Genomic DNA, 18,340 nt, shown 5'->3' with positions numbered 1-18,340 from the left:
GGGCTCACAAGCCGGGCCACACAAGTTCGAGGTAGGGTTGTCCGGCCAGGCGCAGGGCCATGGCCGCCAGCGCCCCCAGGGCGATGGCCGGGCCGTAGCACAGCCTGTAGCCGGGCAGACCGCCGGGGCCGAACAGGCGCGCCCAGGCCATCCAGACCAGGAACTGCACGCCGCCGGCGACGCTCGTGAAAAGGACCAGGGTGACCACGGCCTGACTGCCGAGCCCGGCCCCGGCCATGGCCATGAGCTTGACGTCGCCCGCGCCGAGCACGCGGAAAAGATGGGGGATGAGGAAGATGATGCAGCAGCCGGCCAGGCCAAGGGCGGCGTCGCCGAGCCCCGGCAGGCCGGAAAAGACGCCGTGCATGGCCAAAAGCGCGGCCATGGCCGGGAAGACGATCCGGTTTGGGATGCGCCGCGAGCGCATGTCCACGACGGCGGCCGCCACGCAGGCGGCCCCTGTCAGGGCGAAGGACAGGATGGTTTCCGTATCCGGCTGCACGGCGGTTCCTCCATGTGGCTTTCTCTTAGCGGCTCGGGCGCGCCTTGTCCAACGGCCGCCTTGACGATCGCCGGGGAAACCGTCAGTTCTCACGGATGCGGCAAAATACGGGAGCCCCCGGCCTTGGTCCGATCTCCCCGGAGATTGCATGGAATACGATGCCGGCGTTGCGCCCCTGGAGAACCGCGGGAGTATTTTGCAAGAATTCCGTCATCCTGCACTTGTACGGCCTGTGCAATTCGCATGAACGAATTTCCCAAAAGCAGCGCCGACGGCGCAACGGGATGCGATCCCCTGGAAGCGGCGCAGGCAACCATCGCCCGGCTCACGGCCGAAGTGGACGCCGCCAGGCAGGTCAAGGCCGACTTCATGGCCCGCATGACCCATGAGATGCGCACGCCGCTTTCCGCCATCATCGGTCTGGCCAACCTGGCCCTGCCCCTGGCGGCCGATGCCCGTTCGCGGGATTATCTGGACAAAATCCTTGCTTCGGCCAGAGGCCTGCTCGGCGTCGTCGACGACATCACGGATTTCAACCGGTTGGAAAAGGGGTTGGCCGCGCTCTCGCCCGCGCCTTTCGACCTGATCGAAGCCCTGGGCCGGGTGACCGGCCGTTTCGCCGTCGCCGCCCGGGCGCGGGGCCTCGTCCTCGCGTCGCGCCTCGACTCTCGCGCACCGACCGCCCTGGTCGGGGACGACGCCCGGCTGGAGGGCGTGCTCGCCCATCTGGTCGGCAACGCGGTCAAATTCACGGAAAACGGCCGCGTGGACCTGGCTGTGGACCTGCGCTGGCGGCGCGACGCCAAGGTGCGCCTAGCCTTTTCCGTGCGCGACACGGGCATCGGCATGGACCGCGAGGCCATTCCCGACATGCTCGAATCCTTCACCCAGGGCGACGGCTCCCTGTCGCGCCCCTACGGCGGCACCGGACTCGGGCTGGCCCTGGTCCAGCGCGGCGCGGCGTTGCTTGGCGGCGAGTTGGCCGTTGCCAGCGAACCGGGGCAGGGCACGGTTTTTTCCTTCGAAGCCACCTTCGACGAGGACCTCCTCCGGGATGCGCCGGCGGCGGAACCGGAAGCCGCCACGCCCGCGCGGCCCCGGGAGGCCGTCGCCCCTGGGCGGCCTTCCGCGCCCCTGGCCGACACGCTCCTGTTGCTCGTGGAGGACAACGCCATCAACCAGCAGGTGGCAAGGGAGATCCTCATGCGCCTGGGCGCGGCCGTGGACGTGGCCGCGCACGGTCGCGAGGCCGTGGAGATGGCGGGGCGCGCCCTCTACGACGCCGTGCTCATGGACGTGCAAATGCCGGTCATGGACGGGCTCGCAGCCACGCGCGCCATCCGCGCCCTGCCCGGCGGCGCGGACGTGCCCATCATCGCCCTGACCGCCCATGCCCTGGCCGAGGACCGCGACCGCTGCCTGGCGGCCGGCATGAACGATTACCTGACCAAGCCCATCGACCCCGAGCGCCTGCTCGCCGCCCTGGGCCAGTGGATCGCCCCGGCGGCCAACGGCGCCGCGGCAGCGGGCGTGGCCGAGGTTTCGCGGGACCCTGCGCCCGCGCGGACGCCGCCCCCCCCGCCCGGCATCGACGCGGCCAAGGGGCTTGCCCGGCTGGGCGGCAATGCGGGACTTTTTTGCAGCGTGGCCGCGGAATTCGTCCGCGACTACGGCCAGAGCGCGCAGGAACTCGAGCGGCGCATCCGCGACGGGGATGCGGAAGGCGCCCGGCGCCTGGCCCACACGGTCAAGGGCGTGGCCGGCAATATCGCCGCCGACGTCCTGGCCGCGGCCGCGCGCGACGTCGAGGCCGCCCTTGGCAAAGGGTGCGTTCCGGCCAGGGGGCTGTTCGACGCCTACGCCACGGCCCTGGCCGCGGCCGTGGCCGACGCCTCCCGGCTGGCCGCGCCCGCGCCTGCGCCGTCCTCCGACCGCGAGCGAATGTGCCTGCACATCCTGCTCGTGGACGACGCCAAGCTCAACCTGGCCGTGTTTTCCCAGATTCTGCGCGAAGCCGGGCATGAGACGGTCACGGCGAAAAACGGCAAGGAAGCCTGCCGTGCGCTGTTCGGAGAAAGGCCCGGCCGGCCCTTCGACTGCATTCTCATGGACATCGAGATGCCGGAGATGGACGGCATCACCGCCAGCCGCGTGATCCGGGGGCTGCTCGCGGCCAGCGCCAGCCCGCCGTGTCCCCGCGACATCCCCATCGTGGCCCTGACCTCCCACGATGCGGACGCCGAACGCGACCGCTGCCTGGCCGCCGGCATGGACGCCTGCTGCAACAAATCCTTCGAGCGCGAAGCCCTGCTTTGCGCCATAGACACGGTCATGCGCGACCGGCCGTTCGGCAGGGCCGGCCATGGGAAGGGCTGCACCGCCTCTGGGCACGCGAACGTCTCCGACGCGGCCCTGGCCGCGACGTGCCGCCGGCTGGCCGGACATCTGCGCGCCGGCAGCGTCCGCGCCGACGAGGCGCTGCTTGCCCTGCGCCAGGCACTCTCCGGCCGGCCGACGCCGCCGGAACTCGAGGCGCTCGCCCGGGACGTGGAGCGCTACGCCTTTGCCGAGGCCCTGGAGCGCCTGCGGGCCATGGCCAAAAGCCTGGGCATCGACGCCCGGGCTCTGCTGACGGGGGACGGCGAGGGCGGCGTCGAGCGGCCCTGATCGGACGGGAGCGGGACTGGCCGGCCCCCCTGACCCACAGGACTATTTGCGGCGCAGCTTGCGGCCGAGGGAAATGCCGATCACCACGGCAAAGACGAGCACGAGCGTCACGATGGCGAAATTGGCCCCCATATCCACCTCCCTTGCCCGCCGGCCGGATCGTCTGCCGATTTCCGGGGGCCGTCCCAGCATACAGGCGAACGCGGCCCGGCGCAAAAGGGAATGCACCCGGCGGGGCGGCGGGGACCCTGCCCGCGCCGGCCGCGGAGGATACCCATGAGCACGGTGCTTGCCGGGTTGCGAAGCCTCTTCTCCGGCCTGCGACGCAGCAGGCCGAAGCTCGACCGCGAGGCGACGGCGACTATCTTTCGAAACAAATACAATGAGTTCCAGTCGCTGCTCGAATCCAACACCGAGTTGCTCAAGATCTTTTCCGAAATGGAAGTCATGCTTGAGGGCCGCGAGGTCTTCGGCATGGCGTTCATCCGCTCCCGCACGAGCCGCGCCGTCTTCCACGCCATCCGCATGATCAAGAGTTTCGAGCGCCTCTCGGGCCGGCCCCAGCCCACGCTTTTGGCCCTGGTCGAGCGGCTTTCCACGGAGATCAAGGCCGTCATCGGCGGCCGCGTCAATCCGCATCGCGGCAAGGCCGTGCTCATGCTCTCCGAGGTCACGGCGGACATCGTGGATCAGGTCGGCGGCAAATGCGCCAACCTGGGCGAGGTGGCCAACCGGGTCGGGCTGCCCGTGCCGGGCGGGTTTTGCGTGACCACGGCCGCCTTTCGCGACTTTTTCGCCGAGGCGGGCCTGTTCGAGACCATCGCGAGCATCCGCCTGGGCATCACGCCCGACGATCCGGCTTCCATGGCCGCCGCCGCCGAGGATATCCAGGCCGCCATCCTGCGCGCCGCCCTGCCCGAGACCCTGGCCCGCGACCTGGGCGCGGCCGCGCGCGCCAGCGCCGGAAGCGACGGCGACGCGGCCCGGTTCGCCGTGCGCTCGAGCGCCATCGGCGAGGACGGCGAGCTGTCCTTCGCCGGACAGTACCTCACCATGTTAAACGTCGCCCCGGACCGCATCGCAAGCGCCTACAAGTTCGTCATCGCCAGCCTCTACACGCCCCGGGCCATGTCCTACCGCCTGCTCAAGGGCATTCCCGACGACGACGTGGCCATGGCCGCGGCCTGTCTGCGCCTGGTGCCGTCGCGCGCCGCGGGCGTGCTCTATACCCGGCTGCCCGAGAACCCCGGCCGCAACGAACTGCTGATAAACGCGGTCTGGGGCCTCGGCCCCTACGCCGTGGACGGGGTGATCACCCCGGACGCCGTGCGCCTGGACCGTGACAGCCTTGCCGTGACCTTTCGCGACACGCCGGACAAACCCCGCATGCTCGTGCCCAATGAGAGCGGCGGCCTCACGGATGTGGCGGTGCCCGACGATTTGCGCCGCGAGCCCTGCCTCGATGACGCCGCCGCAAAACGCCTGGGGGCCTGGGGCATGTTCCTCGAGCGCCATTTCGGCCGGCCCCAGGACATGGAATGGGCGCTGAACGAGAACGGGGAGTTGTGCGTCCTGCAATCGCGCCAGCTCACGGCCCTGTCGGAACGCGGCGGCCTGGCTGCCGGCCCGCCCGTGCCCGGGGCCGAGATCGTCGCCGAGGGCGGGCAGAGCGCCTGCGCCGGGGCCGGGGCCGGGCCGGTGCATCTGGTCCGCGACGACGCCGACCTCGACGGCTTTCCCCAGGGCGCGGTGCTCGTGGCCCAGCACAGTTCGCCGCAATTCATGGTGGCCATGCAGCGCGCGGCGGCCATCGTCACGGACCAGGGCAGCGTCACCGGACACATGGCGTCGCTGTCGCGGGAATTCGGCGTGCCCACGCTCCTTGGACTCGAAAACGCGACGCGCACGCTGGCCCAGGGCGAGGTCGTCACCGTGGACGCGGCCGGGTGCAGGATCTACCGGGGCCGGGTGGAATGCCTGCTGACGCGTACCGACGAAAGCGAGCCCTTCATGGCCGGCACACAGGTGCACTCCATCCTGGCCGAGGCGGCCAAACGCGTGGTGCCGCTCACGCTGCTCGATCCCAAATCGCCGCAGTTCCGGGCCGAGCACTGCTCGAGCCTGCACGACGTCACGCGGCTTTTGCACGAATGGTCCTACGGCGAGATGTTCGCGGTCAGTGACCTGGCCTCGGGCCAGCAGGGCGTGACCGCGACCCTGGACGCGACCACGGGCCTGGACCTGCACATCATCGACCTCGGCGGCGGCATCCGCGAGGAGGCCGGGCACAAGCGCCGGGTCACGCCCGAGGATATCGCCTCGCGGCCGTTTCTCGCGTTGCTCAAGGGCCTTGTCCTCACCGGCGACGCCCTGGCGCTTCGGCCCGTCAACCTCGGCGGATTCTTCTCGGTCATGTCCGAGCAGCTGCTCGCCCAGCCCAAGGCCGGCAGCGACCGCTTCGGCGACAAGTCCTACGCCATCATCTCCGACAAATACTTGAACTTCAGCTCCCGTGTGGGCTACCACTACGGCGTGCTCGACTGCTACTGCGGGGCCACGGTCAACAAGAACTACATCACTTTTTCCTTTGCCGGCGGCGCGGCCGACGACGTGAAACGCTCGCGCCGGGCCCGGGCCATCGGCCGCATCCTGGAGGCGCTCGACTTCACCGTGGACGCCGCCGCCGACCGGGTCGCCGGACGGTTCCAGAAGGTGCCCGCGCCGCTGATCGAGGAAAAGCTCGCCCACATGGGGCGGCTTTTGCAATTCACCCGCCAGACGGACATGCTCATGGTCAGCGAGGCCAGCATCGACGCCATGGTGGCCTGCTTCCTCTCCGGCGCGCCCTGCTTCGACCCGGCCCATGCCGGACAGGCGTGATGCGGGGGGGAGAGGGGAATATGCCTCCGGCGGCCGGGAGGGGATGATCCCCTCCCGGACCATCCCCGACGGGGGGGGCGATGCGCATGCCGCAAGCTGTATAGGATCGAATGTTTTAAGGAGTGCTTTATGCCGCGATTTGCCGCCAATTTGAGCATGCTTTTTACGGAACTGCCGTTTCCCGACCGTTTCGCGGCGGCCGCCAAGGCCGGCTTCCGCTACGTCGAATACCTCTTCCCCTACGACTATCCGGCCGAGGAACTGCGCGGACTTCTGGACGACAACGGCCTGACGCAGGTGCTCTTCAACCTGCCCTGCGGCGACTGGGCCGCCGGGGAGCGGGGCATCGCCGGCCTTCCCGGTCGTGAGCGCGAGTTTCGCGAGGGCGTGGACAAGGCGGTCGCATATGCCAAGGTCCTTGGCGTCACGCGGCTCAACTGCCTGGCCGGCAAACTCCCCGAGGGCGCGTCCATGGAGACCGCCTGCGACGTGCTGGCCCTCAACACGGCCAACGCCGCCCGGATTCTCGGCGAAAACGGCCTCAGCCTCGTCATCGAGGCCATCAACCATTTCGACATCCCGGGTTTCATGCTCACGCGCACGAGCCACGTCATGGCCCTGCTCGACGTGATCGGACGCCCCAACGTGTCCATGCAGTACGACGTCTACCACGCCCAGCGCGAGGAAGGGGAGCTTGCCGCGACCATCGCCGCCAACCTGCCGCGCATCGGCCATATCCAGGTCGCGGACAATCCCGGCCGCCATCAGCCCGGCACCGGGGAAATCCACTACCCCTTCCTCTTCGCCGAGCTGGACCGCCTGGGTTATGGCGGCTTCGTGGGCCTCGAATACGTGCCCACCCCTGACACCTCCGCATCATTCGGCTGGATACAGGACATGCACCTGACGCTATAGTCCCCCCATCCGGGGGGCCGGGGGGGATGATTCCCCCCGGAGGAGAGGTCCAGGAGAGGCCGTGCCTCTCCTGGTCGCCAGAGGCATTCTACCCACTACGAGGTCAAACATGAAAAAAATCGGCTTCATCGGCCTTGGCATCATGGGCAAGCCCATGTGCCGCAATCTGCTTAAGGCCGGCTACGCGCTCACCGTTTTCAGCCGCGCCCAGGCCAACGTGGACGCCGTGACCGCCCATGGCGCGGTCTACGCCCCTTCGCCCGCGGCCGTGGCCGCGGCGAGCGAACTGGTCATCACCATGGTGCCGGATTCGCCGCAGGTGCGCGAGGTGGTGCTCGGCGAAGGCGGCGTCATCCACGGCGCGAAGCCCGGGCTTTACGTCGTGGACATGAGCTCCATCGCCCCCCTGGCCAGCCGGGAGATCGGGGCGGCGCTCGCCGCGGTGGGCGTGCGCTTTCTCGACGCGCCGGTCAGCGGCGGCGAGCCCAAGGCCGTGGACGGCATGCTTTCCGTCATGGCCGGCGGCGACGTCGCGGATTTCGAGGCCGTCAAACCCGTGCTCGCCGCCATGGCCGCCTCGGTCGTGCGCGTGGGTGAGGTCGGGGCCGGCAACGTGGCCAAGCTCGCCAACCAGGTCATCGTCGCGCTCAACATCGCGGCCATGTCCGAGGCCCTCGTGCTCGCAACGAAAGCCGGTGTGGAGCCCGAGATGGTCTATCAGGCCATTCGCGGCGGACTTGCCGGCAGCACGGTCCTCGACGCCAAGGCACCGCTGGTCATGGACCGCAAGTTCGATCCCGGCTTTCGCATCAAGCTCCACGTCAAGGACCTGGCCAACGTGTTGCGCACGGCAAACGAATTGCATGCGCCATTGCCGTTGACGGCCTCGGTCATGGAAGTGATGCAGGCCATGCTCGCCGATGGCTGCGGTGAGGACGATCACGCCAGCATCATTCGCTATTTCGAGAAGCTGGCACATGTGACCGTTTCTCGATGATGTGTCGTTTTGACGAATAATCGTCATGCACACGGCCGCGCCCGCCTGCTCGTGGGGCGCGCGTCAAGGCCGGCGCGAGGCGCGCCGGGAAGGAGATCGCCGTGCAAATGAGGAAACCGGCCATGGCTTTTGCCCTGGCCTTGTGTCTGACCTGCGCCGTCGCCGCGGCCGCCAAGGTCATGAGCGTGTCCGTGCGCGACGGGCAGGTGCGGGAAACGCCGTCGTTTCTCGGCAAAATCGTGGGCAAGGCCACCTACGGCCAGAGCGTGGACGTGGGCCAGGAGCAGGGCGACTGGGCCAAGGTGACGCTGCCCGGCGGCGTCTCCGGCTGGATGCACCGCTCGGCCCTGACCACGGGCAAGCTGGCCTTGTCTTCCGGCCAGGGAACGGCCGGCGGCGTCTCGGGCAAGGAAATGGCCCTGGCCGGCAAGGGCTTCTCCGCCGAGGTCGAGGCCGACTACCGCCGCAGCCACGGCGGCGACTTCGCTGCCGTGGACGCCATGGAGCGCATCAAATACGATCCGGCGCAGTTGCTGGCCTTTTTGAGCCAGGGCGGCATCAAGCCCCAGGGAGGCGCGAAATGAAGCCGCGCATCCTCCTTTCCCTGGCCGGGCTCTGCGTCGCGGGCCTGCTGCTTTTCGGCTGCAACAACCCCGATGCTGTCTCCCGCGTGCTCGGCTCCTTCGGCAGCATCGGCGGCGCGCCGGTCGGCGACTACGCCGCCTCGGCCGTCAAGGGCGCAAGCGCGGTGGCCCACGCCGCCGAGGACTTCACCCCCGAGCAGGAATATTACATCGGCCGCGCCGTGGGCGCGTCGGTCCTGGCCAAGTACAAGCCCCTGCACGACGCCAAGGCCAACCAGTACGTCAACGAGGTGGGCCAGGCCCTGGCCATGTTTTCGGACATGCCGCAGACCTACGGCGGCTACCACTTCCTGATCCTCGACTCCACGGAGATCAACGCCTTTGCAGCGCCCGGCGGGCTCGTCTTCATCACGCGCGGCATGCTGCGCTGCTGCGCCGGGGAAAACGCCCTGGCAGCCGTGCTCGCCCACGAGATCGCCCACGTCCAGAACAAGGACGCCCTGCGCGCCATCAAGCGCTCGCGCACCACCGAAGCCCTGGCCATCATCGGTGGCGAGGCCCTTAAGCACGCCGGCGGCGGGGAGCTTGCGCGCCTGACCAACATCTTCGCCGACTCCATCGGCGACATCATGACCACAATGGTCAACAACGGCTACTCCCGGACACTGGAATACCAGGCCGACAAGACCGCCGTCACCATCCTCACCCGCACCGGCTACAACCCGGCCGGGCTGCCCGACATGCTGGCGGAAATGCAAAAACGCCTCACCCCCGGCGGCGCGGACTTCGCCAAGACCCACCCCGCGCCACAGGACCGCATCAGCGAACTGGCGAGCCTCGCCCGCGTGGCCGAGATCACGGAACCGCCCGCGCGCGTGGCCCGTTTCAAGGCGGCGCTCGGGAATATCTAGGAAAAAGGGAAGAGGGAAGATCGGGGCGCTGCCCCGAACCCCGCCGGGGGGCATGATGCCCCCCGGTCCCCCCCGATGGCGGGCGCGCGTTGCTTCCGGCCTCGCATTGCGAGGTCGGAAGCAACGCGCGCCCGCAACTGTCCGTCGCCCTTCAGGCGCAGGAATACGTATGAACAAGCAACCAATACCCCCATCCAGGGGGTCCGGGGGGGATGATCCCCCCCGGCGGGTCCAGGGCAGCGCCCTGGCCGCCGGAGGCATCCTCCGCAAACGACTCCTCCACGGCCTCCTTGCCGGGTGTGCCGGGCTGGCTCTGGCCTGGGGCTTGTCGCTGACCGGCATCGTCATCTCCTTCGAGGCGCGCACGTTCGACTGGCGCGCCAGGCTCATGGCTCCCGAGGGACCGCCGTCGGACGCGGTGCGCCTCGTTCTGCTCGACCAGGCGAGCCTGGACTGGGGGGCCAGGGAGAACGGCCTGTCCTGGCCGTGGCCGCGCGAGGTCTACGGCGTGATCCTCGATTTCTGCCGCCGCGCCGGGGCCAAGGCCGTGGCGTTCGACGTGCTCTACACCGAACCCTCGTCCTACGGCGTGGCCGACGACGCGGCCCTGGCCGACGCCGGCAAGCGGCTCGGCAGGTTCGCGCTGCCGGTCTTTCTCGGCCGCGAGTCCGGGAAGGCCGGCGACTGGCCCGCCGACATGCCGCCCGATCCGCTGGCCATCGCGGGCCTGGGCGCTTGGCTTGCCGGCGTCGATCCGGCCGTTGCCCCGGTTTTCCCCAAGGCGGCCTTTCCCGTGCCCGAGGTGGCGGCCGGGGCGAAAATCCTCGGCAACGTGAGCCAGGAGCCGGAATTCGACGGCATCTACCGCCGTGTGGGGCTTTTCGGCGTCTTCGACGGCAAGCCCGTGCCGTCCCTGCCCCTGGCCGCGCGCATGCTGGCCGAGCCGGGCATGGCGGCCGCCATCTCCGGGCATACATTGCGCCTGGGACCGGTTGCCGTGCCGCTCGACGACGCCGGACTTTGCATTCCGCGCTGGCGGCGCTCGGCGGATTTCCCGGCCGTGTCCGCGGCGCAGGTGATCCAAAGCGAGCTGGCGCTGCGCGAAGGCGGCACGCCGACCCTGGACCCGTCAATCTTCAAAGGCCGCTACGTGCTGTTCGGGTTTTCCGCGCCGGGGCTGCTCGACCTGCGCCCCTCGCCCGTGGCCGGGGTGACGTCCGGGGTGGAGATCCATGCCCAGGCCTTGCAGAGCCTGCTCACCGGCGATTTTTTGCGCGTGGTGCCGCACTGGTCGGGCTGGCTGCTGGCGGGGCTGCTTGCCGTGGTCGGGGCCACGCTCTTTTCCCTGTCCTCCGGGGCCGTGGCCGGCGCGGTCGTCCTCGCGGTCTTTCTGCCGCTGCCCATGGCGCTGGCCCTTGGCGGCTACGCGTTGGGCTGGTGGCTGCCTCTGGCCCTGCCGCAGGCCGCCGTGGCCGGCGGGCTCGGCGTGGCGGTGCTGATCGGCTACGCCACGGAAGGCAAGCAGAAACGCTTCATCAAGTCGGCCTTCAAGCAGTACTTGAGCCCTGACGTCATCGAGGCGCTCATCGCCCATCCCGAGCGCATGAGCCTTGGCGGCGAGTTGCGCGAACTGACTATTTTCTTTTCCGACCTTCAGGGCTTCACCTCCATCTCCGAGGGCATGGCGCCGCAGGAGCTCACGGCGCTTTTGAACAAATACCTGACGGCCATGACCGACATCATCCTGGAGGAGGGGGGCACGGTGGACAAGTACGAGGGCGACGCCATCATCGCCTTCTGGAACGCGCCGCTTGACCAGCCCGACCATGCCGCCAGGGCCGTGCGCGCCGCGTTGCGCTGCCAGGACAGGCTCGCGGAACTGCGCCCGGCGTTCCGGGAGCTCTCCGGGCATGCCATGTACATGCGCGTGGGCCTCAACACGGGCGAGGCCGTGGTCGGCAACATGGGTTCGGATTCGCGCTTTGACTACACCATGCTCGGCGATGCCGTGAATCTGGCCTCGCGCCTGGAGGGCGTCAACAAGCAGTTCGGCACGTACACGATGATGTCCGAGGCCACGCGCGCGGCCGCGGGCGAGGCGGTCGCCTCGCGGCGCGTGGCGCTGGTCGAGGTGGTGGGGCGGGCCGAGGCCGTCACGGTTCACGAACCGCTGTGGCCCAAGGACGCCGCTTCGCGCCGGGAAAGCCTGGACGCCTTTGCCGCCGCCCTTGAGGCGTTTATCGCCGGCGCATTCGACGTGGCGCTGGCGGGCTTCGAAGCGCTGGCGGAAAACGACGCGGCGGCGGCGTCCTATGTGGAACGCTGCCGCCGCTGTCTGGAAACCCCGCCCGAGGAATGGCACGGGGTGTGCGTCATGACCTCGAAGTGACCGCCGGGGCTAGACGCCCTCGCGCAGCCATTCGGCGAAATCGGACAGTTCGCCGGTCCAGCCTTGGCTCAAGCGCACGGTCAGGAACTGGCTGTAGAGGGCGTCGAAAAAGCCGGCGCATTTTTCCACGAGGTAGAGCTTTTCCAGGACCTTGGCGTCCGGGTCGTCGCCTTCCTCGCTGCGCGTTTCCATCTTGGGCGTGCGCAGGGAGTTGAGGGTGAAGTCGTCGGCCTTGACCGTGACGGTCCAGGTTTCGCCGTCCTGCTCGAAGCGAATCAGCGCGCGGTCCACGCGCTTGCCGCTTTTGACGCCGAGGCGCGCCTCGGCGAACTGGGCGTGCGGCCCGGAAACCGTGGCCGTTTCGGCGTCCTCGCCCTCGCCGCCGCGCACCGATATCTTCTGCTCCAGGTACACGTTGACCTCGGAGCCGTCCGGCAGCTTGAACAGCCAGCCGCTTTTTTCGCTCTTGAACCAGAGCCAGGTCAGGAAGTCCTGCCCCAGCACCGGATTCTTGGCTTCCGCCATATTGATGTCCATCGACCGTCTCCCGGCATTGCCGCGCTAATAGGTCCCTTTTCCCCGTCGAGGAGGTCCAGGAGGGGGGCACCCCCTCCTGGCCGCCGGAGGCCTCTTTTCGTTTTTCTCCCCGCCTTATCCGTCAAACCGGCTCGGTTCGATGTGTTCCAGGGCCAGGGCGCGTTCGACGCCGAGCATGCGTTCGGCCAGGAAGGCCGGGGTCTGCGGCTCGAGGTGCATCTCGAACGTCATGGTGAAGAGGTCCTCGAAAAGGGTCTGCACCTTGCTGTTGGTGGAGCACAGCCAGACGACCTGGTCCATGGTGTTCCAGACCGCTTCGAACACGGCCGGGATGGGCAGGGCGCGGGCCATGAGCGAGAGCTTGATCCGTTCGGCGATCTCCTTCTTGCGCTCCTTGGACACGAAATTCTTGCCCGAGGCGAGGTTGTGTTCCTTTTCCTGGTCGATGGCCAGGCGCATGTGCTTTTTGAGCACCGCTGGCGAAACGCGCCGCGTGTCCAGGCGCAGGGAAAAGGCCAGGTAGTGGCCTTTTTCCGGGGGCGCGCCGCGCCATTCGGTGTCCAGGTAGTCCTCGAAGGCGACCCAGCCGAAGGAGCGTTCGTCGGCGGTGTTGTCGATGTCGGTAAACGCGTATTTTTTCAGGCGGTCCGGGGCTTCGCGCAGGATGTCGTTCTTGACCTCCCCCACGATCCTGTAACGGGTGAATCCGCCGCTTGCGGCCAAAAGTCCCAAAGCGTCCTCCTTTGCCTGCCGGGAGACCCGGCCGGCGCGTGGCATGGGCTGGGTGATAGATCAAATCCGGCCGTCGCGCCAGGGGGCGGGGCAGGGTGGGGGAAATCGTCGCCATGGCAACGGGTTGGCAAAAAGCGCCGCCTTGCCGTTGGCCCGGCTTATGCATTCTTTCGTGCAGACGGAGGTGACGACCATGGCCGTTATCCGCATGAGCCACTCGGACGGCAGGATGCGCATCGGATCGTTCACCCGCAAGGCCACAACGTCCTCCGGGTGCAACGAACCCTTCAAGAACGCCTACTGGTGCCCGAAAAGAAAGTGGTTTGCCAAGGAGCCCTGTCCCTTTTCCAACCGGTTCGAATGCATGAGCTTCGCCCGCTTCAGCGGGGCCATCTGAAGCCGAAATGCCCCGACCGGAAGGGGGCGTCCCCTTCCGGCCCCTCGCGGGGCGACCCGTCCCGTCCTTCCCCCCGTGCGCCTTCCCTCCCTGCCGCAGAAACCGCCGCTGCCTTTTGCCGCACCCGCAACCCCCCGCCAAGGGCCTGACGTTTTCGCAGCTAGGCGATGCAAAATTGTCCGCGACCGGCAGGGGCGCGCGGCAGGCTATCTTTTGTCACGCATTGCGCGGATGGAAGCCGTGGGGGAATTGCTCGCGGCCGACGTATCACGATAATCCCGACCGGGACATGAAACCTCACCGGGGTTGCGGGCGACAGGCTGTCGCAGGCCGCCCCCAAAAACGCCGATGCCGGGACGGCCTGCGCCAGTCCGGCGTGACGCGCATCGTCCCGGCCGCGACCTGACGGTTTGAAAATCTCCCCGCAAGGGGACTGGCAGGCTTTTCCCCGCTGATGTAACCTTTGGCCTGCCGGATACGACGTGGGTTCGCAACGCCGTTTCCGGCATTCGTTTTTCCGGCAACGTCAACCCTGACAAGGATGTCCCGCATGCCATCTCCCCAGGACGCCTCGCCCCGACGCGGCTCCTTTCGCACCGCCGCCGTCATTCTCGCGCTCCTCGCCGTGGGCGGCGGGCTGTGGTTTTTCGCGGACCGCGACGGCCGGGCCCAGCCCAAGGGACCGCCCCCGGGCATGGGGCCCATGGTCGTATCCGTGTCCGTGACCAAGGCCAGGACCGGCGACGCCCCGGTGACGCTTTCGGGCATCGGCACGGTCACGCCGCTTAAGACCGTCACGGTCAAAAGCCGCGTGGACGGCGAACTGACCGAGGTGCGCTTCAAGGAAGGCCAGTTCGTCAAGGAAGGCGAGCTGCTCGCCCAGATCGATCCGCGCTCCTTCGAGGCCCAGCGCAACCAATACGAGGGCCAGCTGGCCAAGGATATGGCCCTTTTGGAAAACGCCCGGGCCGACCTCGCGCGCTACGACAACCTCGTCAAAAAGGACATGCTCGCCGGCCAGACCAAGGACACCCAGGCCTCGCTCGTGCGCCAGTACGAGGGCGCGGTGCGCTCGGACAAGGCGCAGATCGACAACGCCAAGCTGCAGATCGAATACAGCCGCATCACCGCGCCCGTTTCCGGCCGCGTGGGCCTGCGCAAGCTCGACCCCGGCAACATGGTCAAAAGCACGGACGAGAACGGCCTTTGCGTCATCACCCAGATGTCGCCCATGAGCGTGGTCTTCACCCTGCCCGAGGACCAGTTGCCCAAGGTGCGCCGCAAGCTGCTCGCCGGCGAATCGCTCCCCGTGACCGCCTACGACCGCACCATGAGCGAGAAGCTGGCCCAGGGGAAACTCGCGACCACCGACAACCAGATCGACGTCTCCACGGGCACGGTCAAGCTGCGGGCGCTTTTCGACAACAAGGACGAGGCCCTTTTCCCCAACCAGTTCGTCAATGCCGAACTGCTGCTCGAAAACAGGCGAAACGTCGTGCTCGTGCCCGCCGCGGCCGTGCTGCGCGGCCCCAAGGGCGCGCACGTGTTCGTGGTCGGCGCGGACAATACCGTGTCCATGCGCCCCGTGGTCACGGGCCTTGCCGTGGGCACCGACGTCGTGGTGGACTCGGGGCTTGCCGCGGGCGAAACCGTGGTGGTCGACGGCGCGGACAGGCTGCGCGACGGGTCCAAGGTCTCCATACGGCAAGACGCGGCCGCGGCGGCGCCCAACGCATGAACCTCTCGCGCCCGTTCATCCTGCGGCCCGTGGCCACCACCCTCGTGATGGTGGCGGTCATCCTGGCCGGGGCCATCGCCTATTTCCAGCTGCCGGTCTCGGCCCTGCCGCAGGTGGATTATCCCACCATCCAGGTCCGCACCTTCTATCCCGGCGCAAGCCCCGACGTCATGGCCTCGGCCGTGACCGCGCCCCTCGAGCGCCAGTTCGGCCAGATGCCGGGGCTCACGCAGATGACCTCGGTCAGCTCGAGCGGCGCGTCGGTCATCACGCTGCAATTCGCCCTGAGCCTGTCCCTCGACGTGGCCGAGCAGGAGGTGCAGGCCTCCATCAACACGGCCTACAGCCTGCTGCCCGACGACCTGCCCACGCCGCCGGTCTACAGCAAGGTCAACCCGGCGGACGCGCCCATCATTTCCTTGGCGCTCACCTCCGAATCCATGCCGCTGACGGAAGTGCAGGACCTCGCCGACACGCGTCTGGCCCAGAAGATCTCCCAGCTTTCGGGCGTGGGCCTCGTCAGCGTCTCGGGCGGGCAGCGGCCCGCCGTGCGCATCGACGCCAACCCCACGGCGCTGGCCGCCTACGGCATCACCCTGGAAGAAGTGCGCACGGCCGTGGCCGCGGCCAATGTCAACCAGGCCAAGGGCGGCTTCGACGGCCCGCGCCAGTCCTCGATCCTGGGGGCCAACGACCAACTGCTCACCAGCGCGGAATACCGTCCCCTGCTTGTGGCCTACAAAAACGGCCGGCCCGTGCGCCTGTCCGACGTCGCGACCGTGTCCGACGGGGCCGAGGACGCGCGGCAGGCCGCCTGGGTCAATGGCAAGCCGGCCATCGTGCTCAACATCCAGCGCCAGCCCGGGGCCAACGTCATCGACGTGGTGGACCGCATCAAGGCCATCCTGCCCCAGCTTCGCGCCTCGCTGCCGGCGGCGGTCAACCTGGCCGTCATGGCCGACCGCACGGTCACCATCCGCGCCTCCATCGACGACGTGCAGGTCGAACTGGCGCTGGCCGTGGCCCTGGTCGTCGGCGTCATCTTCGTGTTCCTGCGCGACGGCCGGGCCACGCTCATTCCGGCCGTGGCCGTGCCCCTTTCCCTCGTCGGCACCTTCGGCGTCATGTATCTGCTCGGCTATGGGCTCAATAACCTGACGCTCATGGCGCTGACCATCTCCACGGGCTTCGTCGTGGACGACGCCATCGTCATGATCGAAAACGTGGCCCGCCACGTCGAGGACGGGGCATCGCCCCTCGAGGCGGCGCTCGCCGGCGCGGGGCAGATCGGCTTCACCATCCTGTCACTGACCGTTTCGCTCGTCGCGGTGCTCATTCCGCTGCTTTTCATGGGCGACGTGGTCGGGCGGCTTTTCCGGGAATTCGCCGTGACCCTTGGCGTGGCCATCCTGTTCTCGGCCGGGGTGTCCCTGACGCTCACGCCCATGATGTGCGCGCGCATGCTCGGCCACGGCGGCCTTGGCGGTGGCAAGGGCCGCTTTTTCCGCGCCACCCAGGGCCTTTTCGACAGGGCCATCGCCGGCTACGGCCGCACGCTCACCGTGGTGCTGCGCCACCAGGGGCTCACGCTTTGCGTGGCCCTGGCCACGGTCGTCGTCACGGTGCTTCTCTACATCTACGTGCCCAAGGGCTTCTTCCCGGTCCAGGACACCGGCATCCTCTCCGGCGTGACGCAGGCCCCGGCCACGGTTTCCTTCGCGGCCATGGGCGAACGCCAGCAGGAACTGGCCGACATGATTTCCAAGGACCCGGATGTGGCCGCGGTCGCGTCGTTCATCGGCGTGGACGGCACCAATCCGAGCGTAAATATCGGCCGGCTGTCCGTGACGCTCGTGCCCAAGGCCAAACGCGACGCCGACGCCGCGGCCGTGGCCCGGCGGCTGGAGGCGCAGGCGCAGCACATCGCCGGCATCACGCTCACGCTCCAGCCCGTGCAGGACCTGACCGTGGACGCCCGCGCCGGCCGCGCCCAGTACCAGTATGCGCTCAGCACCCCCAGTTCCGCGGAGCTTGCGCAGTGGACCCCGCGTTTCGTCGAGGCCCTGTCCAGGCGGCCCGAAGTGCGCAACGTCGGCGACAACCTCGTGCCCGGCGGCCTGCGCTTAAACGTCGATATCGACCGGGTCGCCGCCGCGCGCTACGGACTTACCCCCTCGGACATCGACAACACCCTCTACGACGCCTTCGGCCAACGCCAGGTTTCGACCATGTTCACGGAACTCAGCCAGTACCGCGTGGTGCTTGGGCTCCTGCCCGAAATGTCCGACGGCGCGCAGGCGCTCTCGCGCATCCGCCTGCCGGGCACGGGCGGCTCCCAGGTGCCGCTTGCCGCCGTGGCCACGGTGCGCGAAAGCACGGGCCCCCTCGTCATCAACCGCCAGGGCCAGTTCCCGGCCGCGGTCGTCTCCTTCGACGCCGCGCCGGGCCATTCCCTGGGCGACGCCGTGGAGGCCGTCTCCGCCGTCGCCGCCGGGCTCGACATGCCGGCGAGCATCGTCGGCTCCTTCCAGGGCGCGGCCCGGGCGTTCATGGATTCCCTGCGCAACGAACCGCTCCTCATCCTCGCCGCCCTGGTCACGGTCTATATCGTGCTCGGCGTCATGTACGAGAGCTTCATCCATCCGGTGACGATCCTGTCCACGCTCCCTTCGGCCGGCATCGGCGGCTTGTGGGCGCTGCTCCTTTTCCACGAGGACCTCGGCGTCATGGCCGTCATCGGCATCATTTTGCTGATTGGCATCGTCAAGAAAAACGGCATCATGATGGTGGACTTCGCCCTTTCCTCCGAGCGCGAGGAGGGCAAGGCCCCGCGCGACGCCATCTACGAAGCCTGTCTGCTGCGCTTTCGCCCCATCATGATGACCACCTTCGCCGCGCTCCTCGGCGCGTTGCCCCTGGCGCTCGGCTCGGGCGTGGGTTCGGAGCTGCGCCGGCCGCTCGGCATCGTCATCGTCGGCGGGCTCATCGTGAGCCAGGTGCTGACGCTTTACACCACCCCCGTGATCTATCTCTTTTTCGAGCGTCTGGCCCGTTCCCGCCGGCCCGGCGTCGCCGCTCCCAAGGCGTAACC

13 protein-coding genes are annotated in these 18,340 nt (G+C 68.4%); 10 read left to right on the top strand and 3 right to left on the bottom strand.

Features of this window, described 5'->3' with window-relative positions:
* Positions 1-4: 4 nt before the first annotated feature.
* On the bottom strand, positions 5-502 hold the full coding sequence (locus Q368_RS0119315) for an A24 family peptidase (RefSeq protein ID WP_029460688.1): 498 nt from the start codon (positions 500-502) through the stop codon (positions 5-7).
* Between the two features lie 243 nt (positions 503-745).
* On the opposite strand from Q368_RS0119315, the gene Q368_RS0119310 reads away from it, so the two are divergent.
* The 7 genes from Q368_RS0119310 to Q368_RS0119275 all read left to right on the top strand — a co-directional run bounded on the left by Q368_RS0119310 (position 746) and on the right by Q368_RS0119275 (position 11,845).
* Complete coding sequence (locus tag Q368_RS0119310) at positions 746-3,169, top strand: response regulator (protein ID WP_052360298.1); 2,424 nt, start codon at positions 746-748, stop codon at positions 3,167-3,169.
* Positions 3,170-3,445: 276 nt separating this feature from the next.
* Positions 3,446-6,049: a PEP/pyruvate-binding domain-containing protein gene (locus Q368_RS0119300; RefSeq protein WP_029460686.1), complete on the top strand. Its 2,604-nt coding sequence runs from the start codon at positions 3,446-3,448 to the stop codon at positions 6,047-6,049.
* A gap of 129 nt (positions 6,050-6,178) precedes the next feature.
* On the top strand, positions 6,179-6,964 hold the full coding sequence (gene hyi, locus Q368_RS0119295; RefSeq protein WP_029460685.1) for a hydroxypyruvate isomerase: 786 nt from the start codon (positions 6,179-6,181) through the stop codon (positions 6,962-6,964).
* A gap of 109 nt (positions 6,965-7,073) precedes the next feature.
* The gene (gene garR, locus Q368_RS0119290; RefSeq protein WP_029460684.1) at positions 7,074-7,961 is read left to right on the top strand and encodes a 2-hydroxy-3-oxopropionate reductase; all 888 of its coding nucleotides are present in this window, start codon (positions 7,074-7,076) and stop codon (positions 7,959-7,961) included.
* 107 nt (positions 7,962-8,068) lie between these two features.
* Positions 8,069-8,545, top strand: coding sequence for an SH3 domain-containing protein (locus Q368_RS0119285; protein WP_029460683.1), 477 nt, complete (start codon positions 8,069-8,071; stop codon positions 8,543-8,545).
* Positions 8,542-9,456 carry a M48 family metalloprotease gene (locus Q368_RS0119280; protein ID WP_029460682.1) on the top strand — a complete coding sequence of 305 codons (915 nt, stop codon included), beginning with the start codon at positions 8,542-8,544 and terminating at the stop codon, positions 9,454-9,456. Before Q368_RS0119285 ends, Q368_RS0119280 begins: the two co-directional genes overlap by 4 nt.
* Before the next feature lie 169 nt (positions 9,457-9,625).
* Entirely contained in the window at positions 9,626-11,845 is a 2,220-nt protein-coding gene (locus Q368_RS0119275) for a CHASE2 domain-containing protein (RefSeq protein WP_029460681.1), read from the top strand.
* A 9-nt stretch (positions 11,846-11,854) separates the two neighbouring features.
* Here the strand turns inward: Q368_RS0119275 and Q368_RS0119270 are convergent, their stop codons facing one another.
* Together Q368_RS0119270 and Q368_RS0119265 are read right to left on the bottom strand one after the other, a co-directional pair.
* Positions 11,855-12,382, bottom strand: a complete 528-nt coding sequence (locus Q368_RS0119270) for a hypothetical protein (protein WP_029460680.1) — start codon at positions 12,380-12,382, stop codon at positions 11,855-11,857.
* Positions 12,383-12,496: 114 nt separating this feature from the next.
* Positions 12,497-13,114, bottom strand: a complete 618-nt coding sequence (locus Q368_RS0119265; RefSeq protein WP_029460679.1) for a recombination-associated protein RdgC — start codon at positions 13,112-13,114, stop codon at positions 12,497-12,499.
* 193 nt (positions 13,115-13,307) lie between these two features.
* Between Q368_RS0119265 and Q368_RS0119260 the strand changes: the two genes are divergently transcribed.
* The 3 genes from Q368_RS0119260 (at position 13,308) to Q368_RS0119250 (ending at position 18,338) form a co-directional block, all read left to right on the top strand.
* Positions 13,308-13,511 (top strand): hypothetical protein, encoded by a 204-nt coding sequence (locus Q368_RS0119260; RefSeq protein WP_029460678.1) that lies wholly within the window; start codon positions 13,308-13,310, stop codon positions 13,509-13,511.
* A gap of 550 nt (positions 13,512-14,061) precedes the next feature.
* On the top strand, positions 14,062-15,249 hold the full coding sequence (locus Q368_RS0119255) for an MdtA/MuxA family multidrug efflux RND transporter periplasmic adaptor subunit (RefSeq protein ID WP_029460677.1): 1,188 nt from the start codon (positions 14,062-14,064) through the stop codon (positions 15,247-15,249).
* A complete protein-coding gene (locus tag Q368_RS0119250; protein ID WP_043786472.1) occupies positions 15,246-18,338 on the top strand; it encodes a multidrug efflux RND transporter permease subunit in 3,093 nt (1,030 codons plus the stop codon). The genes Q368_RS0119255 and Q368_RS0119250 overlap by 4 nt, the downstream gene beginning before the upstream one ends.
* Positions 18,339-18,340 lie beyond the last annotated feature (2 nt).

This window comes from Solidesulfovibrio alcoholivorans DSM 5433, from assembly GCF_000702665.1.
Lineage (GTDB): Bacteria > Desulfobacterota > Desulfovibrionia > Desulfovibrionales > Desulfovibrionaceae > Solidesulfovibrio > Solidesulfovibrio alcoholivorans.
This window is presented reverse-complemented; position numbering and strand designations above follow the sequence as displayed.